The sequence below is a fragment of the Nonomuraea roseola genome, from assembly GCF_039535395.1.
GTDB lineage: Bacteria > Actinomycetota > Actinomycetes > Streptosporangiales > Streptosporangiaceae > Nonomuraea > Nonomuraea roseola.
Window position 1 is genome coordinate 329,564 of sequence record NZ_BAAAXC010000015.1, and the last position, 17,092, is coordinate 346,655.

20 protein-coding genes are annotated in these 17,092 nt (G+C 67.0%); 12 read left to right on the forward strand and 8 right to left on the reverse strand.

Going from position 1 to position 17,092, the window contains the following annotated elements; genetic code table 11:
- Positions 1–29 precede the first annotated feature (29 nt).
- Positions 30–332, forward strand: a complete 303-nt coding sequence (locus tag ABFX55_RS24550) for a hypothetical protein (protein ID WP_346124655.1) — start codon at positions 30–32, stop codon at positions 330–332.
- Between the two features lie 38 nt (positions 333–370).
- Entirely contained in the window at positions 371–997 is a 627-nt protein-coding gene (locus ABFX55_RS24555; RefSeq protein WP_346124657.1) for a hypothetical protein, read from the forward strand.
- Between the two features lie 490 nt (positions 998–1,487).
- Here the strand turns inward: ABFX55_RS24555 and ABFX55_RS24560 are convergent, their stop codons facing one another.
- Positions 1,488–2,015 (reverse strand): ArsR/SmtB family transcription factor, encoded by a 528-nt coding sequence (locus ABFX55_RS24560; RefSeq protein ID WP_346124659.1) that lies wholly within the window; start codon positions 2,013–2,015, stop codon positions 1,488–1,490.
- Positions 2,016–2,119: 104 nt separating this feature from the next.
- On the opposite strand from ABFX55_RS24560, the gene ABFX55_RS24565 reads away from it, so the two are divergent.
- The 7 genes from ABFX55_RS24565 (at position 2,120) to ABFX55_RS24595 (ending at position 8,239) form a co-directional block, all read left to right on the forward strand.
- A complete protein-coding gene (locus tag ABFX55_RS24565; protein ID WP_346124661.1) occupies positions 2,120–2,413 on the forward strand; it encodes a DUF2218 domain-containing protein in 294 nt (97 codons plus the stop codon).
- Positions 2,410–3,822, forward strand: a complete 1,413-nt coding sequence (locus ABFX55_RS24570; RefSeq protein ID WP_346124663.1) for an aminopeptidase P family protein — start codon at positions 2,410–2,412, stop codon at positions 3,820–3,822. The genes ABFX55_RS24565 and ABFX55_RS24570 overlap by 4 nt, the downstream gene beginning before the upstream one ends.
- Entirely contained in the window at positions 3,819–4,991 is a 1,173-nt protein-coding gene (locus ABFX55_RS24575; RefSeq protein WP_346124665.1) for an aminotransferase class V-fold PLP-dependent enzyme, read from the forward strand. The genes ABFX55_RS24570 and ABFX55_RS24575 overlap by 4 nt, the downstream gene beginning before the upstream one ends.
- 34 nt (positions 4,992–5,025) lie before the next feature.
- Entirely contained in the window at positions 5,026–5,862 is an 837-nt protein-coding gene (locus tag ABFX55_RS24580) for an NAD(P)H-binding protein (protein WP_346124667.1), read from the forward strand.
- An 18-nt stretch (positions 5,863–5,880) separates the two neighbouring features.
- Positions 5,881–7,125: an SGNH/GDSL hydrolase family protein gene (locus ABFX55_RS24585; protein WP_346124669.1), complete on the forward strand. Its 1,245-nt coding sequence runs from the start codon at positions 5,881–5,883 to the stop codon at positions 7,123–7,125.
- 104 nt (positions 7,126–7,229) lie between these two features.
- Positions 7,230–7,475, forward strand: coding sequence for an RNA polymerase sigma factor (locus ABFX55_RS24590; protein ID WP_346124671.1), 246 nt, complete (start codon positions 7,230–7,232; stop codon positions 7,473–7,475).
- Positions 7,476–7,996: 521 nt separating this feature from the next.
- Entirely contained in the window at positions 7,997–8,239 is a 243-nt protein-coding gene (locus ABFX55_RS24595) for a hypothetical protein (protein ID WP_346124673.1), read from the forward strand.
- On the opposite strand, the gene ABFX55_RS24600 is transcribed toward ABFX55_RS24595, so the two are convergent.
- Positions 8,236–8,643, reverse strand: coding sequence for an integrase core domain-containing protein (locus ABFX55_RS24600; RefSeq protein WP_346124675.1), 408 nt, complete (start codon positions 8,641–8,643; stop codon positions 8,236–8,238). The genes ABFX55_RS24595 and ABFX55_RS24600 overlap by 4 nt on opposite strands.
- Between ABFX55_RS24600 and ABFX55_RS24605 the strand changes: the two genes are divergently transcribed.
- Positions 8,633–8,827 (forward strand): hypothetical protein, encoded by a 195-nt coding sequence (locus tag ABFX55_RS24605; protein ID WP_346124677.1) that lies wholly within the window; start codon positions 8,633–8,635, stop codon positions 8,825–8,827. The two genes, ABFX55_RS24600 and ABFX55_RS24605, sit on opposite strands and share 11 nt — an antisense overlap.
- 302 nt (positions 8,828–9,129) lie before the next feature.
- Here ABFX55_RS24605 and ABFX55_RS24610 read toward each other — a convergent pair whose 3' ends face one another.
- On the reverse strand, positions 9,130–9,483 hold the full coding sequence (locus ABFX55_RS24610) for a hypothetical protein (protein ID WP_346124679.1): 354 nt from the start codon (positions 9,481–9,483) through the stop codon (positions 9,130–9,132).
- Positions 9,484–10,042: 559 nt separating this feature from the next.
- Between ABFX55_RS24610 and ABFX55_RS24615 the strand changes: the two genes are divergently transcribed.
- Both ABFX55_RS24615 and ABFX55_RS24620 read left to right on the forward strand, forming a co-directional pair.
- Positions 10,043–10,834 (forward strand): hypothetical protein, encoded by a 792-nt coding sequence (locus ABFX55_RS24615; RefSeq protein ID WP_346124680.1) that lies wholly within the window; start codon positions 10,043–10,045, stop codon positions 10,832–10,834.
- 1,319 nt (positions 10,835–12,153) lie between these two features.
- Positions 12,154–13,038, forward strand: coding sequence for a DUF8189 domain-containing protein (locus ABFX55_RS24620; RefSeq protein WP_346124682.1), 885 nt, complete (start codon positions 12,154–12,156; stop codon positions 13,036–13,038).
- A gap of 154 nt (positions 13,039–13,192) precedes the next feature.
- Here the strand turns inward: ABFX55_RS24620 and ABFX55_RS24625 are convergent, their stop codons facing one another.
- From ABFX55_RS24625 to ABFX55_RS24645, 5 genes are all read right to left on the reverse strand, one after another.
- Positions 13,193–13,327, reverse strand: a complete 135-nt coding sequence (locus ABFX55_RS24625; RefSeq protein WP_346124684.1) for a hypothetical protein — start codon at positions 13,325–13,327, stop codon at positions 13,193–13,195.
- A 158-nt stretch (positions 13,328–13,485) separates the two neighbouring features.
- Entirely contained in the window at positions 13,486–14,487 is a 1,002-nt protein-coding gene (locus tag ABFX55_RS24630; RefSeq protein WP_346131233.1) for an integrase core domain-containing protein, read from the reverse strand.
- 400 nt (positions 14,488–14,887) lie between these two features.
- Positions 14,888–15,514 carry a DedA family protein gene (locus ABFX55_RS24635; RefSeq protein ID WP_346124686.1) on the reverse strand — a complete coding sequence of 209 codons (627 nt, stop codon included), beginning with the start codon at positions 15,512–15,514 and terminating at the stop codon, positions 14,888–14,890.
- Positions 15,515–15,954: 440 nt separating this feature from the next.
- Entirely contained in the window at positions 15,955–16,212 is a 258-nt protein-coding gene (locus ABFX55_RS49920; RefSeq protein ID WP_379479106.1) for an integrase core domain-containing protein, read from the reverse strand.
- Positions 16,161–17,045 (reverse strand): hypothetical protein, encoded by an 885-nt coding sequence (locus ABFX55_RS24645; protein WP_346131497.1) that lies wholly within the window; start codon positions 17,043–17,045, stop codon positions 16,161–16,163. Before ABFX55_RS24645 ends, ABFX55_RS49920 begins: the two co-directional genes overlap by 52 nt.
- Between the last annotated feature and the right edge of the window lie 47 nt (positions 17,046–17,092).

Genomic DNA, 17,092 nt, shown 5'->3' on the forward strand with positions numbered 1-17,092 from the left:
ACGCCGTACAGCGCGCGCTGAAGGACACCGTGCGGGAGCTGGCCGGAGAGGTTCGCCAGCTCATGTGGATGCAGCTCGACGAGCTCGCCCGGCGGGCCCGCGCGGTGGCCGACACGACGCACTACCTCGTGGACAAGGGCAGGGTCGTCATGTGGGACGGCGTGCCCATCCAAGATGACGGCCCGATCCTCGCCGCGATTGACCGGCTCGTGAAGATCCAGGAGTCGCAGCGCAAGCTCGACGGCCTGGACATCCCCGTCAAGCAGCTGGTGGGCGGCGACATCACGGTCACGTACCAGTTCGAGGGCGTGGACGTGGCGGCACTTCGGTAGTGCGGGATAGCTGACGAATGCCGCTAGCCTGGTTAACCGTGATCAATGCGAGCGTTCTGACTGAAGCGGCCGTGCTCGCCGAGGTCAACAAAGGCATCGGCGTCCTTATCGCTGTGGTCGGCGCGATCATCACAGCACCTGCCGGCTGGCGGGAGCTCCTTACGTCCTCCACCAACTGGGCCCGAACACAGGCCAACCGGATTCTGAACCTGCCGCCGCAGACCATCAACCTCAGCGGATCAGGGTCCAGCGAGTCGTTCGGCAATGCGGTGCTCACGAACAGACCCCCGCCCCTGAACGCCGACCAGCCGCTCGCAGACCAGGTCGCGATGGTGCATGCCTACGTGCGCAGCGTTGAAAGCCGTCTCAACCAGGTCACCACGAGGCTGGCCGAGGACAAAAGCGCTAGGGACAAGCAGTTGGCGGATCTGACCACAAGCCTCGAGACGGGCTTGGGCCAGTTGGACGAGCGGATAAGCGAGCAGGAACGGCAGGCTGGCCGGATCGATGCCCGCGGTCTCCCCGTCATCGCCGCTGGCGTCGTGCTCAGCGGCATCCCCGAGTGGCTGGCCGCGCTTCCGTTGCACCTGGGCTGGATTCTGCCGTTCGCTGGCTTCGGTCTCATGGTCAGAGCGTTGGGATTTTTTAGGTCCCCTTCTGCATGATGGGCGTATGTTCACCGCGCTCCGCTACTCCTACCAGCCCCACGGCGCCGCTGCTGACCTGATCGCCTGCACAGCGACGGACGATAAGTCATAGAGGCGGGGCACGCTCATGGGACGTCGATGTAGCCCTCGACGATCATCTATGTGTTTTCTATGCGCAACGGTCTCGGCCGCATGTCCACCGACACTTTCGCGCGAGCAGACTGCTGCGCCGACAGCCGCCGTGCCAGGCCTTGGCAGCAAGAAGATGATCTACGATGGCGCTCACCCGTCCGCTGTGATCCCTGAAGGTGACATGCCCGCTTTACGTCCGCTGAGCTGGGAGTGCGCGAGGGGAAACGGCGCCCGAGCGTGCTTCTGCTCTTGGCTGGCTTGATTCGCGAGGCAGCCGGGGCAGTTATGGCGAGGACCCACCCCGGCACCGTGACCCGCCACGCTGTGCCGCGACCCACCCGATCTGGTCGTCGCCAGGTCGAGGCGTGGCCGGGCGTCAGGTCGTGGGGCGTTCCGGAGGGAGGCGGGGGATGTCGGCGCGGTAGAGGCTGAGGAGCAGGCCGTAGGCCTCGGTGCCCTGCTCGGGGTCCAGCCGCTGGCCGTGGTCGTAGTTTTCGACGCGTTCCGCCAGGGCGCGGGCCTCCTCCGGAGTGAGCCACACGTGGTGCAGCACGGTGTGGCCGGGGTCGCCCGGCCGTACGGGGGACATCTCGGCCAGGGCCGCGTCGTGCAGGAACCTGGCCCCGGTCTCCTCGTCGAGCTGGAATCCGCGGTTGACGAGCTCGAAGCGCTGCTCGGTGCCGCCGCGCACCTGCCGAGTGCTCGCCAGGCGGACCAGCCCGGCCTCGCGCAGGATCCGCACGTGGTAGCCGACCGTGCCCTTGGTGGAGTCGAGCGCGGCGGTCAGCTCGCCGAGGGTGGCGGGGCGCTGGCGCAAGAGGTTCACCATGCGGTGGCGCATCGGGTGCCCGAGCGCTTTGTACTGCGCGGATGAGCGCAGAGAGAGGAGCTGCTCATCGGCCATGGAACAAGTGTCTAGGACCGTCGACGCTTTTGACAAATCGCGGACGTCGTTGACAGACTGCCGAGCGCTGAAAGCGTCTACAGATCTAAACACTTGGAGGGCGCATGCTCCTGTCCACGGCACACGTCGCGACCGACCGCCCCGAGCGCTACGCCAAACAGCTCGTCTCCCACCTGGGCCACAAGGCCAGCGCCGAGCACACCGGCCCCGGATGCGCGACGATCACCTTCCGGTCCGGCACCTGCTCGCTGCGGTCGGCCGAGGGAGGGCTCGTCCTGGTCGCAGAGGCTGCCGACCTCGACGCGCTGGGCGGCGTCCAGGACGTCGTCACCCGGCATCTCCTGCGCTTCGCCACGCAGGAGGACCTGCACGTCGACTGGACCGAGAGCCGACGATGACCAAGGCCGCCCACGACCCCGACTTCCCGCCCAGGCTCCTGGAGTTCATGCGCGCGGGCTGGCTCGACCAGCCGCTCGACGTGCGACCCCAACCGGCCGTGCCGCACTACGCGCGCCGCCGTGCCGAGCTGACGCGGGCCTTTCCCGGGGAGACGCTGGTCATCCCCACCGGACCCGCCAAGATCCGCGCCAACGCCACCCTCTACCGCTTCCGCCCGGGCAGCGACTTCTCCTACCTCACCGGCGACCACGACCCCGACAGCGTGCTGTTCCTGCGGCCGGGCGGTGACGCCGTGCTCTACACCCACCAGCGCTCGTCGCGGGAGACGGACGAGTTCTTCCGCGACCGGGCCGGAGAGCTGTGGGCCGGGCGCCGCCGTACGCTGGGGGAAAAGACGACCGAGCTCGGCGTCGACACCGCTCCGCTCGCGGACCTCGACGCCGCTCTGGCCCGCTGCGCGCGGGGCCGCACCCGGGTGCTGCGCGGGCTCGACGCCCGGGTCGACGCGGCCGTGCCCGCCGACGGCGTCCGTGACCGGGCGCTCGCGGCGGCGATCGCCGAGCTCAAGCTCGTCAAGGACGAGTGGGAGATCGCCCAGCTCCAGGAGGCGGTCGACGCCACCATCCGGGGCTTCGAGGACGTCGCCCGGGCGCTGCCCGCCGACCGGGGCGTGTCCGAGCGGCTGGTCGAAGGCGTCTTCGGGCTGCGTGCTCGCCACGACGGCAACGACGTCGGGTACGGTTCGATCGTCTGCGCGGGGGCGCATGCCACGATCCTGTGCTGGAAGCGCAACGACGGCTTCACCGCGCCCGGGCAGTTGCTGCTCATGGACATGGGCGTGGAAGGTCATCAGCTCTACACCGCCGACCTCACCCGCACGCTGCCCGTCTCCGGTGTCTTCACCCCGCTCCAGCGCGAGGTCTACGACATCGTCCACGCGGCCCAGCAGGCCGGGATCGCGGCGGTCAAACCGGGGGTGAAGTTCGCCGACGTCCATCTGACCTGCATGCGGGCGCTCGCCGAGGGGCTGGTCGAGCTCGGGGTGCTCAAGGTGAGCGCCGACGAGGCGATGGACCCCTCCTCGATGCACTACTGGCGGTGGACGCTGCACGGGTTCGGTCACATGCTCGGCACCGACGTGCACGACTGCGCCACCGCCCGACCCGAGCGCTATCGCGGGGGCGAGCTCAGCGCGGGCAACGTGCTGACCGTCGAGCCCGGGCTGTACTTCCAGCCGGAGGACGACCTGGTTCCCGCCGAGCTTCGCGGGATCGGGATCCGGGTGGAGGACGACATCCTGGTCACCGCGGAAGGCGCGGTCAACCTGTCCGGCGCGCTGCCCAGCCGGGCCGACGAGGTGGAGAGCTGGCTCGCCGCCCAGCGCGAGGCCGGACCGCGACTGCCATGACCCTCTTGGACGTGGCCCGTGCCCGCCACGACACCCCGGGATGCGCCGAGGTGGTGCACCTCAACAACGCCGGTGCGGCACTTCCTCCGGCCCCGGTGCTCGACGCTGTCATCGGACACCTGCGGCTGGAGGCGCGGCTCGGCGGATACGAAGCCGCCGCGGCCGCGGCTGTGAAGGTGGACGCGGTCTACGAGGCGATCGCCCGGCTGATCGGCTGCCTGCCGGGCGAGATCGCCGTCGTCGAGAACGCCACCCGCGCCTGGGACATGGCCTTCTACGCGCTGCGCTTCAAGCCGGGGGACAGGATCCTGACCTCCCGCGCCGAGTACGCCAGCAACGTCATCGCCTTCCTCCAGGTCGCGCGCCGTACCGGCCTCCGGGTCGAGGTGGTCGACGACGACGAGCACGGCCAGCTGTCGGTGCGCGACCTGGAGCGGCGGCTCGACGGCGACGTCAAGCTCGTCGCCGTCACCCACGTCCCGACCCAGAGCGGACTGGTCAACCCCGCGGCAGAGATCGGCCGGCTGACCCGCGCCGCAGGCGTCCCGTTCCTGCTCGACGCCTGCCAGTCCGTCGGGCAACTCCCCGTCGACGTGCGGGAGCTCGGCTGCGACCTGCTGTCGGCCACCGGCCGCAAGTTCCTGCGCGGGCCGCGCGGCACCGGGTTCCTCTACGTCTCCGAGCGGCTCGCCGACACCCTGGAGCCGCCCTTCCTCGACCTGCACGCCGCCATCTGGACAAGCCACGACGCCTACGAGATCCGTCCCGGAGCGCGCCGGTTCGAGAACTGGGAGACCAACTACGCGGCCAAGATCGGCCTCGGTGTCGCGGTGGACTACGCCCTGAGCTGGGGCGTCGAGGCCATCGAGGAGCGCGTCACCGCGCTGGCCGCCCGGCTGCGGCGGCGGCTGGGGGAGCTGCCCAGGGTGACCGTCCAGGACCGCGGGCAGCGGCTGTGCGGGATCGTCACCTTCACCGTGGACGGCGAGTCCGCCGCCGACGTGCATCACCGCCTGGGCGCGGCCGGGATCAACACCAGCGTGTCCGCGGTCACCTCCGCCCGCTACGACCTGGGCGGCCGTGGTCTGGCGGCTGTGGTGCGGGCGTCGGTGCACTACTACAACACCGACGAGGAGATCGACGCGCTCTGCGCCATTTTGCAGTATTAGAACAGAATATTCCCTTCCGCATTCTGGAGTGCTCATGTACCTCGTCACCGGCGCCACCGCCCACTTCGGCCGTCAGGCCGTCGAAGCCCTGCACGCCGCGGGCCACCCCGTCCGCGCTCTGACCCGCACGCCCGAACGAGCCGCCCTGCCGCAGGGCGTCGAGCTGGCCCAGGCCGACCTAACCAAGCCGGAAACCCTCCCGGCCGCGCTCGACGGAGTGAGCGCCGTCCTGCTGGTCCTGCAGTACGGCATGGACCCGGCGCCGCTGCTGGCCGCCGCCCGCGAAGCCGGGGTGAGCCGGATCGTCTTCCTGTCCTCGGGTGCGGTGGTCGACGGAGCCGACCCGCAGCCGGATGTGATCGCCCAGTACCACGGCGACGTGGAGCGGGCCGTGCGCGAGTCCGGCCTGGAGTGGACGACCCTGCGCCTGCTCTTCCCGGCGATCAACTCGCTGACCTTCGCGATGCAGCTCGCCGGAGGCGACGTGATCCGCGCGCCGTACACCAAGGCCGCCTTCAGCGCCGTCCACGAGCTCGACGTCGCCGACGTCGCGGTCACGACGCTGACCCAGCCCGTTCACGCCGGGCGGACCTACCGCCTGACCGGGCCGGAGTCGCTCACCCAGGCCGACCAGGTCGCCATCCTCGGCCAGGCGCTCGGCCGCCCGCTCACCGTCGAGGACCTCGACCCCGCGCCGGTGCTGGAGCAGATGAGCGCCTTCATGGACCCGGCCTTCCTCGGCGCCCTGTTCGACCTGATGGCGGCCTGCGTCGGCAAGCCCGCCGAGGTCAACGACACCGTCGAGCGGATCACCGGCCACCCCGCCCGCACCTACGCGCAGTGGGCCGCCGACCACGCCACCGATTTCTGACCCAAGGATCCTCCCCTCATGCTGTTCACCAAGACCATCGCCGCGCTCACCCTCGCCCTCACCGCCGTTCCCGCCCAAGCGGCTACGGCGCAGCCCCGCTGGACGGGCGCCTGGGCGGCAGCCGTCCAGCAGCCCTCACCCGGCGGGCTGCCGTGGTCGTCCAACTGGTCGGAGCAGGGCTTCGAACGCCAGTCCGTCCGTCAGGTGCTCCGCGTCACCGGATCGGGAGCCGCCCTCCGCATCACGATCTCCAACAGGTACGGCACGGCGCCCCTCACCGTGAACGGGGCGACGATCGCCAAGGCCGCCGCCGGCGCGGCCGTACGTCCTGGCACGCTGCGCGCCGTGACCTTCTCCCGGCGCGCGGACGCCGTGGTCAAGGCCGGGCAGGAGCTGGTGAGCGACCCGATCCCGCTCCCGGTCCAGGCGCTCGACCGGCTGGCCGTCACCCTCTACTTCCGCGGCAAGACCGGACCCTCCACCTTCCACGACGTCTCCTCGGCCACCAGCTACCGGGCGTCAGGCGACCACCGGTTCGACCCGCGTGGCACCGCCTTCACCGACACCACCCAGTCGTGGTACTACCTGAGCGGCGTGGACGTGCTCGGCGGCCCCGCCCGCGGCGCGGTGGTGACCTTCGGCGACTCGGTCACCGACGGCACCGGCTCCACCCCCGACGCCGACAACCGCTACCCCGACCAGCTCGCCGAGCGCCTCGTCGCCTCCGGAACCCGGCTGACCGTCCTGAACAGCGGCATCTCCGGCAACCGGGTCCTGTACGACCACCCGCTCTTCGGCGAACGCGCCCTCGCCCGCTTCCAGCGGGACGTGCTCGACAAGCCGGGCGTGCGGACGGTGATCGTGATGGAGGGCATCAACGACATCACCTACCGCGACCCCGACGTCACCGCCGAGCAGCTCATCGCGGGACACCGCGAGCTCATCCGGCGCGCCCACGCGCGCGGGATCCGCGTCGTCGGCGGCACCATCATGCCGTTCAAGGGCAACCCGTGGCTCTACCCCGACGGCACGGCTGAGCCGTACGGGCTGGAGCAGATCCGCGACCAGGTCAACACCTGGATCAGGACCAGCGGCGAGTACGACGCCGTGGCCAACTTCGAACGCGCCCTCGTCTCCCCGGACGACCCCGACCGGCTGCGGCCGGAGTTCAACGTCCGCGAAGGCCAGGAGGGCGACTGGCTCCACCCGAACGACGCGGGCCTGAACGCGATGGCCGAGGCCATCGACCTGAGCATCCTGTAGGACACCGGCCAGGCCGCCCACGCGCGGCCGGGTCGATCGGCCCGAGAACCCGATCGTGGACTTCGGGGGAAAGGATGTGGCCGCCCCGACGAACGGAGTCGCCCTTGATCATCCCCACCCGAGACGACGCGGAGGTGATCGAGCGCGCCCGGCGAGAGCCCTCGGCCTTCGCGGAGCTCTTCGATCGGCACGCGCCCGCGCTCCACCGCTATGTAACCAGGAGGCTGGGCGACTCGCTGGCCGACGACGTCGTCGCCGGGACGTTCCTGGTGGCCTTCCGCAAGGTGCGCCGCTACGACACCGCCCAGCGCGACGCCCGCCCCTGGTTGTACGGCATCGCGGCAACCTGATCGCCAAGCACCGGCGGGCCGAGGTGCGGGCCTACACCGCGCTGGCCAGAACCGGCGTGGACGAGGTGGCCGACGGGTACGCCGACCGGGTCGCGGCGCGCGTCTCGACGGGCGCCGGGCCGAGGCGTTGCGCCAGCTGCGCACGGCCAGGACAGCAGGGGCTTGAGGGACTCACCAGGGTGGGGTGAAAGGGGCTGCACGGCGGGTGTGCCTCGGTTACCTTCGTGCTATGAACCAGCCCTCACCCGCGCGAGTCCCGGCATGATCCAGCCGATCCCGTCCGCTCCGGTCGCGGACACGCTCGTCCTCACCTGATCGTGCCGGAACGCGCCCTCGCCCCATCAGTAGGAGGTTTGCCTAGCTTGACGACCCGGCCCACGCCACTGACGATCGCCGACGCCCTCAGGCAGCGTTCCCATGAGCAGGAACGCCGGGAGCTGCGTGGCTGTGACGCGGCCGCGTTCCGTCGGCTGGACGACCGGCAGTTCAGCCGCAACGCTGGTTGGTCATGAAACCCCCCGATGCACATCGACGAGTTGGTTGAGCACTGGACGATCCTGGACGAAGAGCGCGACCTGATCGCCGGAAAGCGTGATGCCACTCGACTCGGATTCGCGATCTTGCTGAAGTTCTACACGCAGCACGGCCGGTTCCCGCGCGCCGTTCAGAGCTGCCGAACGACGTGGTTGAGCACGTGGCCAAGCAGGTCCAGGTTCCTGCTGTGCCGCTCGAATATTGAGTTTCGTGGGCTGAGCTGCGGTTAAGCGGCGTGGTGGTATTCGCTGATCACGCCTGCGACGACGGGTCTTCGGCGGATGGACCGCAGGTCGTTGAGTTCGGTCACGTCGCGGGCGAACTGCGTTGCGGTGTCCGGGGGCCGTTGGTGCCGGGACTGGTGCGGCCGATGGCCGTTGTAGTGGATCAGGTACTCGCGAAGCACCAGGGCCAGATGGCGTTCACTGAGGATCAGGATCCGGTCCAACAGTTCGCGGCGCAGGGTGCCGATGATCCGCTCGCAGATGGCGTTCATCCTCCCTTCGGTTGTGAAGACCTCCCGAAGGGCGACGGTGAAGAGCGGGTCCCGATCGTGGATCAAGAACCGCAGCCCGGCGATGCGCTCCCCCAGGTCCATCGCCAGGTTGCGGGCCTGCTGCACCGTGTCCGGCATCTGGTGGATCTGCGATGACGTGCTGCCCGACCCGTCCGACGTCGTGGCCGCCGTCCGGAAGTGCATCGCAGGCGACCACTCGCAGGCGACCCTCGACCACGGCTACTACCGGGACATCGACGACGAAGACGACGACGGGTTCGAGGAGCGGCTCCTCGCCTATGCGGGAGGCTCCGATGCCTGACCCCATCGCAGCGGAAGCTGCCCGGACCTGCCAGGCGTGGGATCTCGGCTACCCGGCCGAGTGCGCTCGCCGTGCTTGCTGGAAGGCAGACAAGCATCAGGCACTCTCGTTCGTGCTCTGTAGCCGCCACCTCTACCGGGCGCGACGTGCGCACTACGACGTGGTCCAGATCGGAGACGCCGGCGCCAAGTGACCCCCTGCATGACGCCATCTACCTCATGATCGAGCAGACGATCGAAGACAACTACCGAGGCGCTGACGGCTCCTACCCTGTGAGCCCGTCCGCTGTCACGCGGCTCGCTTCACACGCTGGTCGGCTGCGGTGGCGCGGATGAATAGCACCAGGAGTTGCCGTAGAAGGTGTCGCCGGTGTCGCCGTCCGACCCGCCGTCGTTGTCGGCCATCCAGAACCATTTGTGCAATCCCCGAGCGGCGTCGTAGAGGGAGCCGTTGACGTAGTGGTTACCGGTGTTGTGGGAGTGACCGTACGCCCGCTGCTTGGGGTCTCCGCCGGGACTGTCGTTGATAAAGATCGAATTCGTGTAGCACGAGGTGCCCGCGTGCGCCGCTGTGGCGCCGCCCGCGACGACCATGGCCCCTGCCAGGGAAACGGCCGCGGTGCCGAGGGCACCCCATCGCCTGAGATTTCTTTTCATTTCCTGTCCTTTACTGAGAATCCTTTGGAAATTTATGGCGTCAAACCCCGTTCGGCGGATCCGACCTGCGCAGCGTACTTACGGTCGATCACGGAAGTCGTTAGCACAGCGCGCAGTGTTCCTTCGCAACGGGCGCACAGACACAGCTCGCAACCGTCTGGCTACCGTCTCGGGTTCAGCCGAAATACGGGCAGAAGCGGCCAGTGATCCACTTGCGTCGTCATCTCGGAAGTGGGATCCGGTCCTTCCGAGAGCGTGAACAGCGCAATCTCGGAAGTCCGCCCTGGAGACCACTTCCGAGATTGGCTCATCTGGGAAGTACGGCTAGCGCGAGCCGTACGGCGGAGCTCGGACACGGCTGATCACCTGCGAGTAACTCAACGAAGTTGGAATGCCAACGCTAAAGACATGGACTAGGACTCACATATAGGGATAGGCGAGCTATAACACCGGGCATTGTAGAACATGGCATATACGTCATGCCGCCCTGAGTCTAACTGTGCGCACGGGGCAGGGTCAGTTTGCGATGCCGGATGCGGCGAGGGGCGGGAGAGTAATCGTGGCCAGGGAACTTATTTGCTACGCCAGCCACGTTGGTTTCGGCGATATCGCGACCTCCAGACTCGAAACCAACGGTGTCTACACAGAGCTGATCACCGGAAAGGTTGAGGAGAGTTGGTCCCACGTCGTAGCGGTAGGCCGAGAACTACTCTTCTACAACTGGACCAACGGCGGGATCTCGACCGGTAGGGTCGATACCAACGGCATCTTCACGCACCTGGCCAACGGACAACTTGCCGGGGGCTGGACCCACATCACAGCCATAGGCCGAGAACTACTCTTCTACAAAAAGAGCAACGGCGCAATCTCGACCGGCAGAATCGACACCAACGGCATCTTCACGAACCTGGCCAACGGACAACTTGCCGGGAGCTGGACCCACATCACAGCCATAGGCCGAGAACTACTCTTCTACGACGGCACCAACGGCGCGATCTCGACCGGCAGGATCGACACCAACGGCATCTTCACGCACCTGGCCAACGGACAGCTCGTCAAACACTGGCACCGCATCATCGCCACAGACCGAGAAGTGCTCTTCTATCATCACCAGGGCTTCACCTCGACCGGCAGAATCGACACAAACGGCATCTTCACGCACCTGGCCAACAGACAACTTGCCGGGGGCTGGACCCACATGACAGCCATAGGCCGAGAAGTGCTCTTCTACAGCGAACACACCGGCGCGGTCTCGGCCGGCAGAGTCGATACCAACGGCATCTACACGGATCTGGCCAACGGACAAACTTTCGTCGGCTGGAAGTGCGTTACACCCCTGACCGGCAACTAGCGGGAGCGGCTGCTGCGCTGGCTGCTCGACAGGGCCCGACGAGCCGTTAGGCCGTGTTGCTAAAGGGAAGCTGGTGAGCCGGGTGCACCCCAGACTTCGCCGTCGAGCAGCGCCATTCCCAGTACGGGCCACGCCTCCCGCCTACGACGGTGCAGCCGCGTGGTGTCCATCTCGCTGCGTAACTGTTGCCTCGTGTGCCTGTTTGTGGTGTCAACGTGCACACTGACGGTTTCCCGTTCGACCGAAGGACTGAGCCGTGCCCCGGCGTGGATGGCGCTGCTGAAGGCGGCCAAGGCCTGACCCTGCCGTCGTATCTTTCCCGTCACGGCGCTGTCACGCCCGCAGCACGAAGGTAGGAGCACCATGAGGGGAGATACGAGCCCCCTGTAGAGGGGAGACCAGTCATGCGCCGTGCCTCGCTTCAACGAGGGGCTATCGCCGTAGCTAGCGCTGTCAGCATGGTCCTGCCAGTCACCGAATCTCCTGTGCAGCCCGCAGTGCCGACCGTTCCTGTGGCTACGAAGCACTCCGGAAGTGAAGCTTGCCCGAATGAGCACATGATCCTCCGGCCTAGATCCGAGTTCCCCGCTACCCCCATGGGACACGTCGCCTTTCGGAAGCAGGACCGGCTTATCGAAGATGCGATCTTGTGCATGGTCAACCAAACACGGCACTACTGGAGCAATGATCTCCTGCCCCGGCCGCCTAAGCCTCCTTGGTGGCCACCGGGCGAATGGGGGTCCGGTTTGCCTCAGTGGCCGCCAGCGACGCGAGCGCGGCCAAAGGGCATTGGACGCGGCGCTGCGCCCGGGCTCCCCGGGGCCGCCTACCGCCACGTCCAAGACGCGGTCAAGCTCCGCTGGTGGGGCAAGGTCGAGCCAGGCAAGAACTGCGTCCCCCAGCAGAACAAACCTGAGTGGTGCGACTCGCATATCAATCCACAGACCAAGTCGACGCCGCACCTTCGCGCCCAGGAGATGGGCTACCCGCGTGGTTGCACGAAGGGGTGGTCCTCGGCTGAAAACACCTACGTGGGCTGGGGGCCGGATCGCGTGACGCCCCGCGCCGCTTTCGACGCTTGGTATGAAAGTCCGCCCCACTTCCTCAACCTCCTTGGCGGAGGAACGGAGATGACGGTTCAGGTGGCTTTGGGGAGCGCAGATCCGGCTGCAGGATCCGCTCTCCCCGCCGTGACGTATGTGCAGATGTTCGGGAACTGCCTACGGTGAAATCCTGCCCCCGTCCGTCTGACGGCGATACCACCGAGCCCGCCCCCAATCGTCAGCGACTACGTCGCAAACCAAACTGGGGAGGAACAAATGATAGAAAACCGCATCTACGTGAACTCCGCCCTGGAGAACCAACCATTCGGCGGCTGGCAAGAAGTCCAAGGAGGCGGCCTCACCCACCACCCGGTCGCCGCCGCATCGTTCGGCAACCGGCTCTACGTCTTCGCCACGGGAACCGACCAACGCATCTACGTGAACTCCGCCCGGGACGGCCAACCATTCGGCGGCTGGCAACAAGTCCAAGGAGGCGGCATCAGCCCCTTCTCGCTCGCCGCCGCATCGTTCGGCGATCGGCTCTACGTCTTCGCCAAGGGCACCGACAAACGCATCTACGTGAACTCCGCCCGGGACGGCCAACCGTTCGGCGCCTGGCAAGAAGTCCAAGGAGGCGGCATCAGCGGCATCAGACTCTTCTCGCTCGCCGCCGCATCGTTCGGCAACCGGCTCTACGTCTTCGCCACGGAAACCGACCAACGCATCCACGTGAACTCCGCCCTGGAGAACCAACCATTCGGCGGCTGGCAAGAAGTCCAAGGAGGCGGCCGTACCCAGCGCGCGGTCGCCGCCGCATCGTTCGGCAACCGGCTCTACGTCTTCGGCAAGGGAAACGACAACCGCATCTACGTGAACTCCGCCCTGGAGAACCAACCATTCGGCGGCTGGCAAGAAGTCCAAGGAGGCGGCCTCACCCAGCGCGCGGTCGCCGCCGCATCGTTCGGCAACCGGCTCTACGTCTTCGCCACGGGAATAAACGACAACCGCATCTACGTGAACTCCGCCCTGGAGAACCAACCATTCGGCGGCTGGCAAGAAGTCCAAGGAGGCGGCCACACCCAAGACCCGGTCGCCGCCGCATCGTTCGGCAACCGGCTCTACGTCTTCGGCAAGGGCGTGAGGGTATCAGCTCACGTGTAGGCGTACGTGCAAGGTGTCCAGTTGACGTCCTGGCGACAAGTCGCTGATCGATTCGCCAGGTCGTTGCCGACTCTGATACCACGGCGATCCGTAGACCCAAAGATCGATGAGGTCGTCAGGTAAGTGTTCCGGCTGTATACCCAGTCCTCAAGCATCAGGTCCGCTTTGCCCTAATCTGCGCGAGGTCGACGACCTCGACAAGGCTGGCCAGGTCCACGTGCATGCCGACTTTGGCCGGGCTCCAGCAGTCGGCGACGTGGTAGAGGGCGCCGTTGACGCGATGGGACACACGGAGGCAGGAGCGCCCCTCTCGGATGATGTGCTCGACCTCGATCCCATCTGGAGAGAGCCTGTGGGTGCCGAAAATGGTGTCCCCCTAAGCGACCTGCGCGTACTCATGGATCAGGCCACCGAGGCGGTCTCTGCGAACCAGCCGAGTGCGGCCCGTCAGTGGGGCGGATCGGACCGCCCGTTCGGCGATGTCTGGTTCAGAGTCCGGTGAGGTCGATGGCGGTTGTAGTAATCGGTGTACTCCGCCAGGACGTGTCGCAGATGCCGCTCACCGGTGATCAGCATACGGTCCAGGCATTCGCGGCGTACGCTACCGATCCACCGCTCCGCAATCGCGTTGGCCCGCGGCGCTCGCACCGGCGTCGTGATGACCTTCACCCCGATCGAGGCGAACACCGCATCGAACATCGTCGTGAACTTCGCATCTCGATCCCGGATCAGAAACCGTACACCACCGGCGCTTTCCTGGAGATCCATGAGCAGGTTGCGGGCCTGCTGCACGACCCACGTACCGGTCGGATTCGCCGTCACGCCGGCCAGATGCACCCGGCGAGTGCCGTGCTCGATGAAGAACAGCACATACAAGCGGCGCAGGAACGCGGTGTCAACGTGGAAGAAGTCCATGGCCACAATCGTCTTGGCCCGGGCGGCGAGGAACGCGCGCCATGTCGGCCCCGCACGCTTTGGGGACGGCTCCATCCCCGCGGCCTTGAGGATCGCCCACACCGTCGACGGGGCGACCCCGTAGCCCAGGCCGATCAGTTCACCGTGAATGCGTCGATATCCCCAGGTCACGTTCTCTCGAGCCAATCTCACCACCAGCCGCTGGAGGGTCATGCCCGTTCGCGGCCTGCCCGAGCGGCGGCGCGGAAACGTCCAGCGGCGCTTGACCAGATCGGCGTGCCAGCGCAGGAGTGTGCGTGGGGAGACGATCAACCTCAGCTGGCTACGTCGCCCCGTCGGCAGCGCCCTCGTCAAGGCCGACAGGATCACCCGGTCCGCCCACGACAGCCGCGGCCGCTTCACCTGCCGCTCAAGGACAGCCACCTGGTGGCGTAGTACCAAGATCTCGGCATCCTTGGCTCCAGCAGACCTGCCGAGCAGAAGGAGCCAGCCACACAGCCGAGCAAAGATCAGATAAGGCAGACGGAAGACCACGGCGATCAAGCATGCCGGACGGGAATCGACAGCACCTCGTGTACCGCCGCTGCCTGAGGGACGCATGCCAGGTCAGAGCAGGTGACGCAGTTCTCGGCACCCACACGGTTCAGCTTGGCCCGGGCGCCTTCGACCTGACCCGGTTCGGTGGACAGGTGAAGACCAAGATGGCCAGGGCGTTGACGAAGCCGACCATGACGCTGCGCGGGACGAAGCGCATCAGCTCGGCTTCCCGACGTGGCCCAGCATCTGCGGGCCACGCTGGAGGAGTGGGACAGCCGCGCCGCCGGAAAGGCGCATGACCCGATTCTGGTGATGATCACGCCGATACGGTGACCGTCGTGGGCGCCGCAGGCACCGTTCACCAGATCAAGGTCACCCTGCGCGTGGTTCACCCTGGTTACGGCGATGTCTTCGCTTTCGCGCGCCTGCGCCGTATCAGGCTCACCACCACGACGAGCACCGCCAGGGCGCCGAGCAGGATCCATGACGCGCGTCCCAGCAGCCGCTCCAGGTGGGCGGCGGAGGCACCCGCGAACGCGCCCAGGCTCACGTATAACGCCGACCACAGCAGCGATCCCGCCAGCGAAGCGGGCAGGAAGCGCCCGTACCGCACCTGGGCGGCGCCGGCCGCGGCCGGCGTGAGTGTGCGCACTATGGGGATCAGCCGGGTGATGAACACGGCCGCCGCGCCGTACCGGTGCAGTGCCGCTGTGGCGCGGTCCCAGTGCCGCACACCGAGCCGCCGCACCACCGCCAGCTCGCGCATCCGCTCGCCGTAGCGGCGGCCCAGCAGGTAGCCGACGTGATCACCTGCTGTGACGCCCAGGGCGACGAGTAGGAGCATGACGGCGAACCGCACGGGCGTGGCGGCGGCGGCTCCGAGTAGCAGCACGCCCGTTTCTCCGGGAAAGATCGACCCGACGCCCAGGCCGGACTCGGCGAACGCCATGAGCCCGGCCACCACCCCCACCACAGGGAAGGGTAAATCGCTGATCGCCCGAACGACCTCCGTAATGAAGTCCACCCCGCCACCCCCGTTGATTCGTCGAACATCCTTGATCGCCGCTGTCGGGCACCACTCGAGCCAGGCTGCGATCAAGAAATGGCTGCTGGCGCACCCGTGTTTCCACCTTCACTTCACCCCGACCGCCTGAACCTGGTGGAACGGTGGTTCACCGAGCTGACGACCAAGCAGATACGACGCGGAGTCCACAAGACGGTACACGCGCTAGAAAAGGACATCCGTGCCTGGATCGCCTCTTGAAAGGGGGACCCAAGCCCTTCGTCTGGACAAAGACCGCCGAAGAGGTCCTCGACGCTCTCGCCTCTTATGTCGATGTATTTCCGACTAAAGGACACAAGCAGCCCGGCGAACGTCGGCGTCAGCGTCCCTCACTCTGCCGGGAGTGCCCGTCGCAGCGGCTCGTCCGGCAGCTGCGCGTGCCGATTAATCATCCGGCCAAGTCAAGCCGCGTGTCGGTATTCCTTCAGGACACCTCCGAGCCGATCACGTCGGCGAATCTCGAACGAGGCGATCGAGGCCGAGTCGACGCGGGGATCAACGAGTGGTCGAAGCGGAGCAGCCTGCCGGAGAGCCCGATGAGGCCGGTGTTCGTTATAGGAGGTCTCGAACTCGCGCAGCGCATACAGAAGGTGGCGCTGATTCCAGATCAAGGTTCGATCCAGCAGCTCGCGTCGACAGGTCTGAATCCAGCGCTCCATGACGGATTCATCCGCGGCATACGTACGCCGCTCTTGATCGAGAGTACTCCGGCACCGGCCAGCACGGCGTCGAAGGCCGCGGGGAACTTGGCGTCTCGGTCACGGATGAGGAACTTCGCTGAACTGCCCGCATCCTGCAGGTCCATGACGAGGTTACGGCCGAGCTGGGTGACCCACTGCCCGGTGGGGTGCGCGCTGACACCGAGGATCCGCACCCGGCGGGTGGCGTGCTCGACGACCGCCAAGACGTACAGTCGTGCCCCCATCAGCGTGCGGACTTCAAAGAAATCACAGGCCAACAGGGCATCGGCCTGACTGCGTAAGAAATCGGACCAGGCGGTGTGCTCCCGTTCCGGAGACGGATCGATGCCATGGGCTTTGAGGATCTCCCGCACCGTGGAAGCCGCGACCTTGATACCGAGTGCAGCCAGTTCGCCGTGGATACGCCGGTAGCCCCACGAGAAGTTCTCCCGGGCCAGCCGCAGCACCAGGACGCGGATGGATCGGACGGTGCGCGGGCGTCCCCGCCGCCGATGAGCACTGGCTGCGGCGTGCTGGCGCCGAAGCAGATCACGATGCCAGCGCAGGATCGTGTCAGGGCGGATCGACAACGTGAGGCGCCGCAGTGTGTCCATCGGCAGACGATGGAGCAGCCCCGCGAGGAGGAACCGATCTTCCCGAGTGAACGCGGGCTTGCTCACCTGCCGTTGGAGCACGGTCAACTGATGCCGGAGCACCAGGATCACGATGTCCTTGGCACGATCGCCGGTGGACAGCAATCGCAGGAGCGAGAAGACGGTCGTCACCATGAGATAGGCCAAGCGCAGCAACACGACCGACCATCCTGCCGTTACCTGGCGCGGCGCTCGAGGCGCTCGCC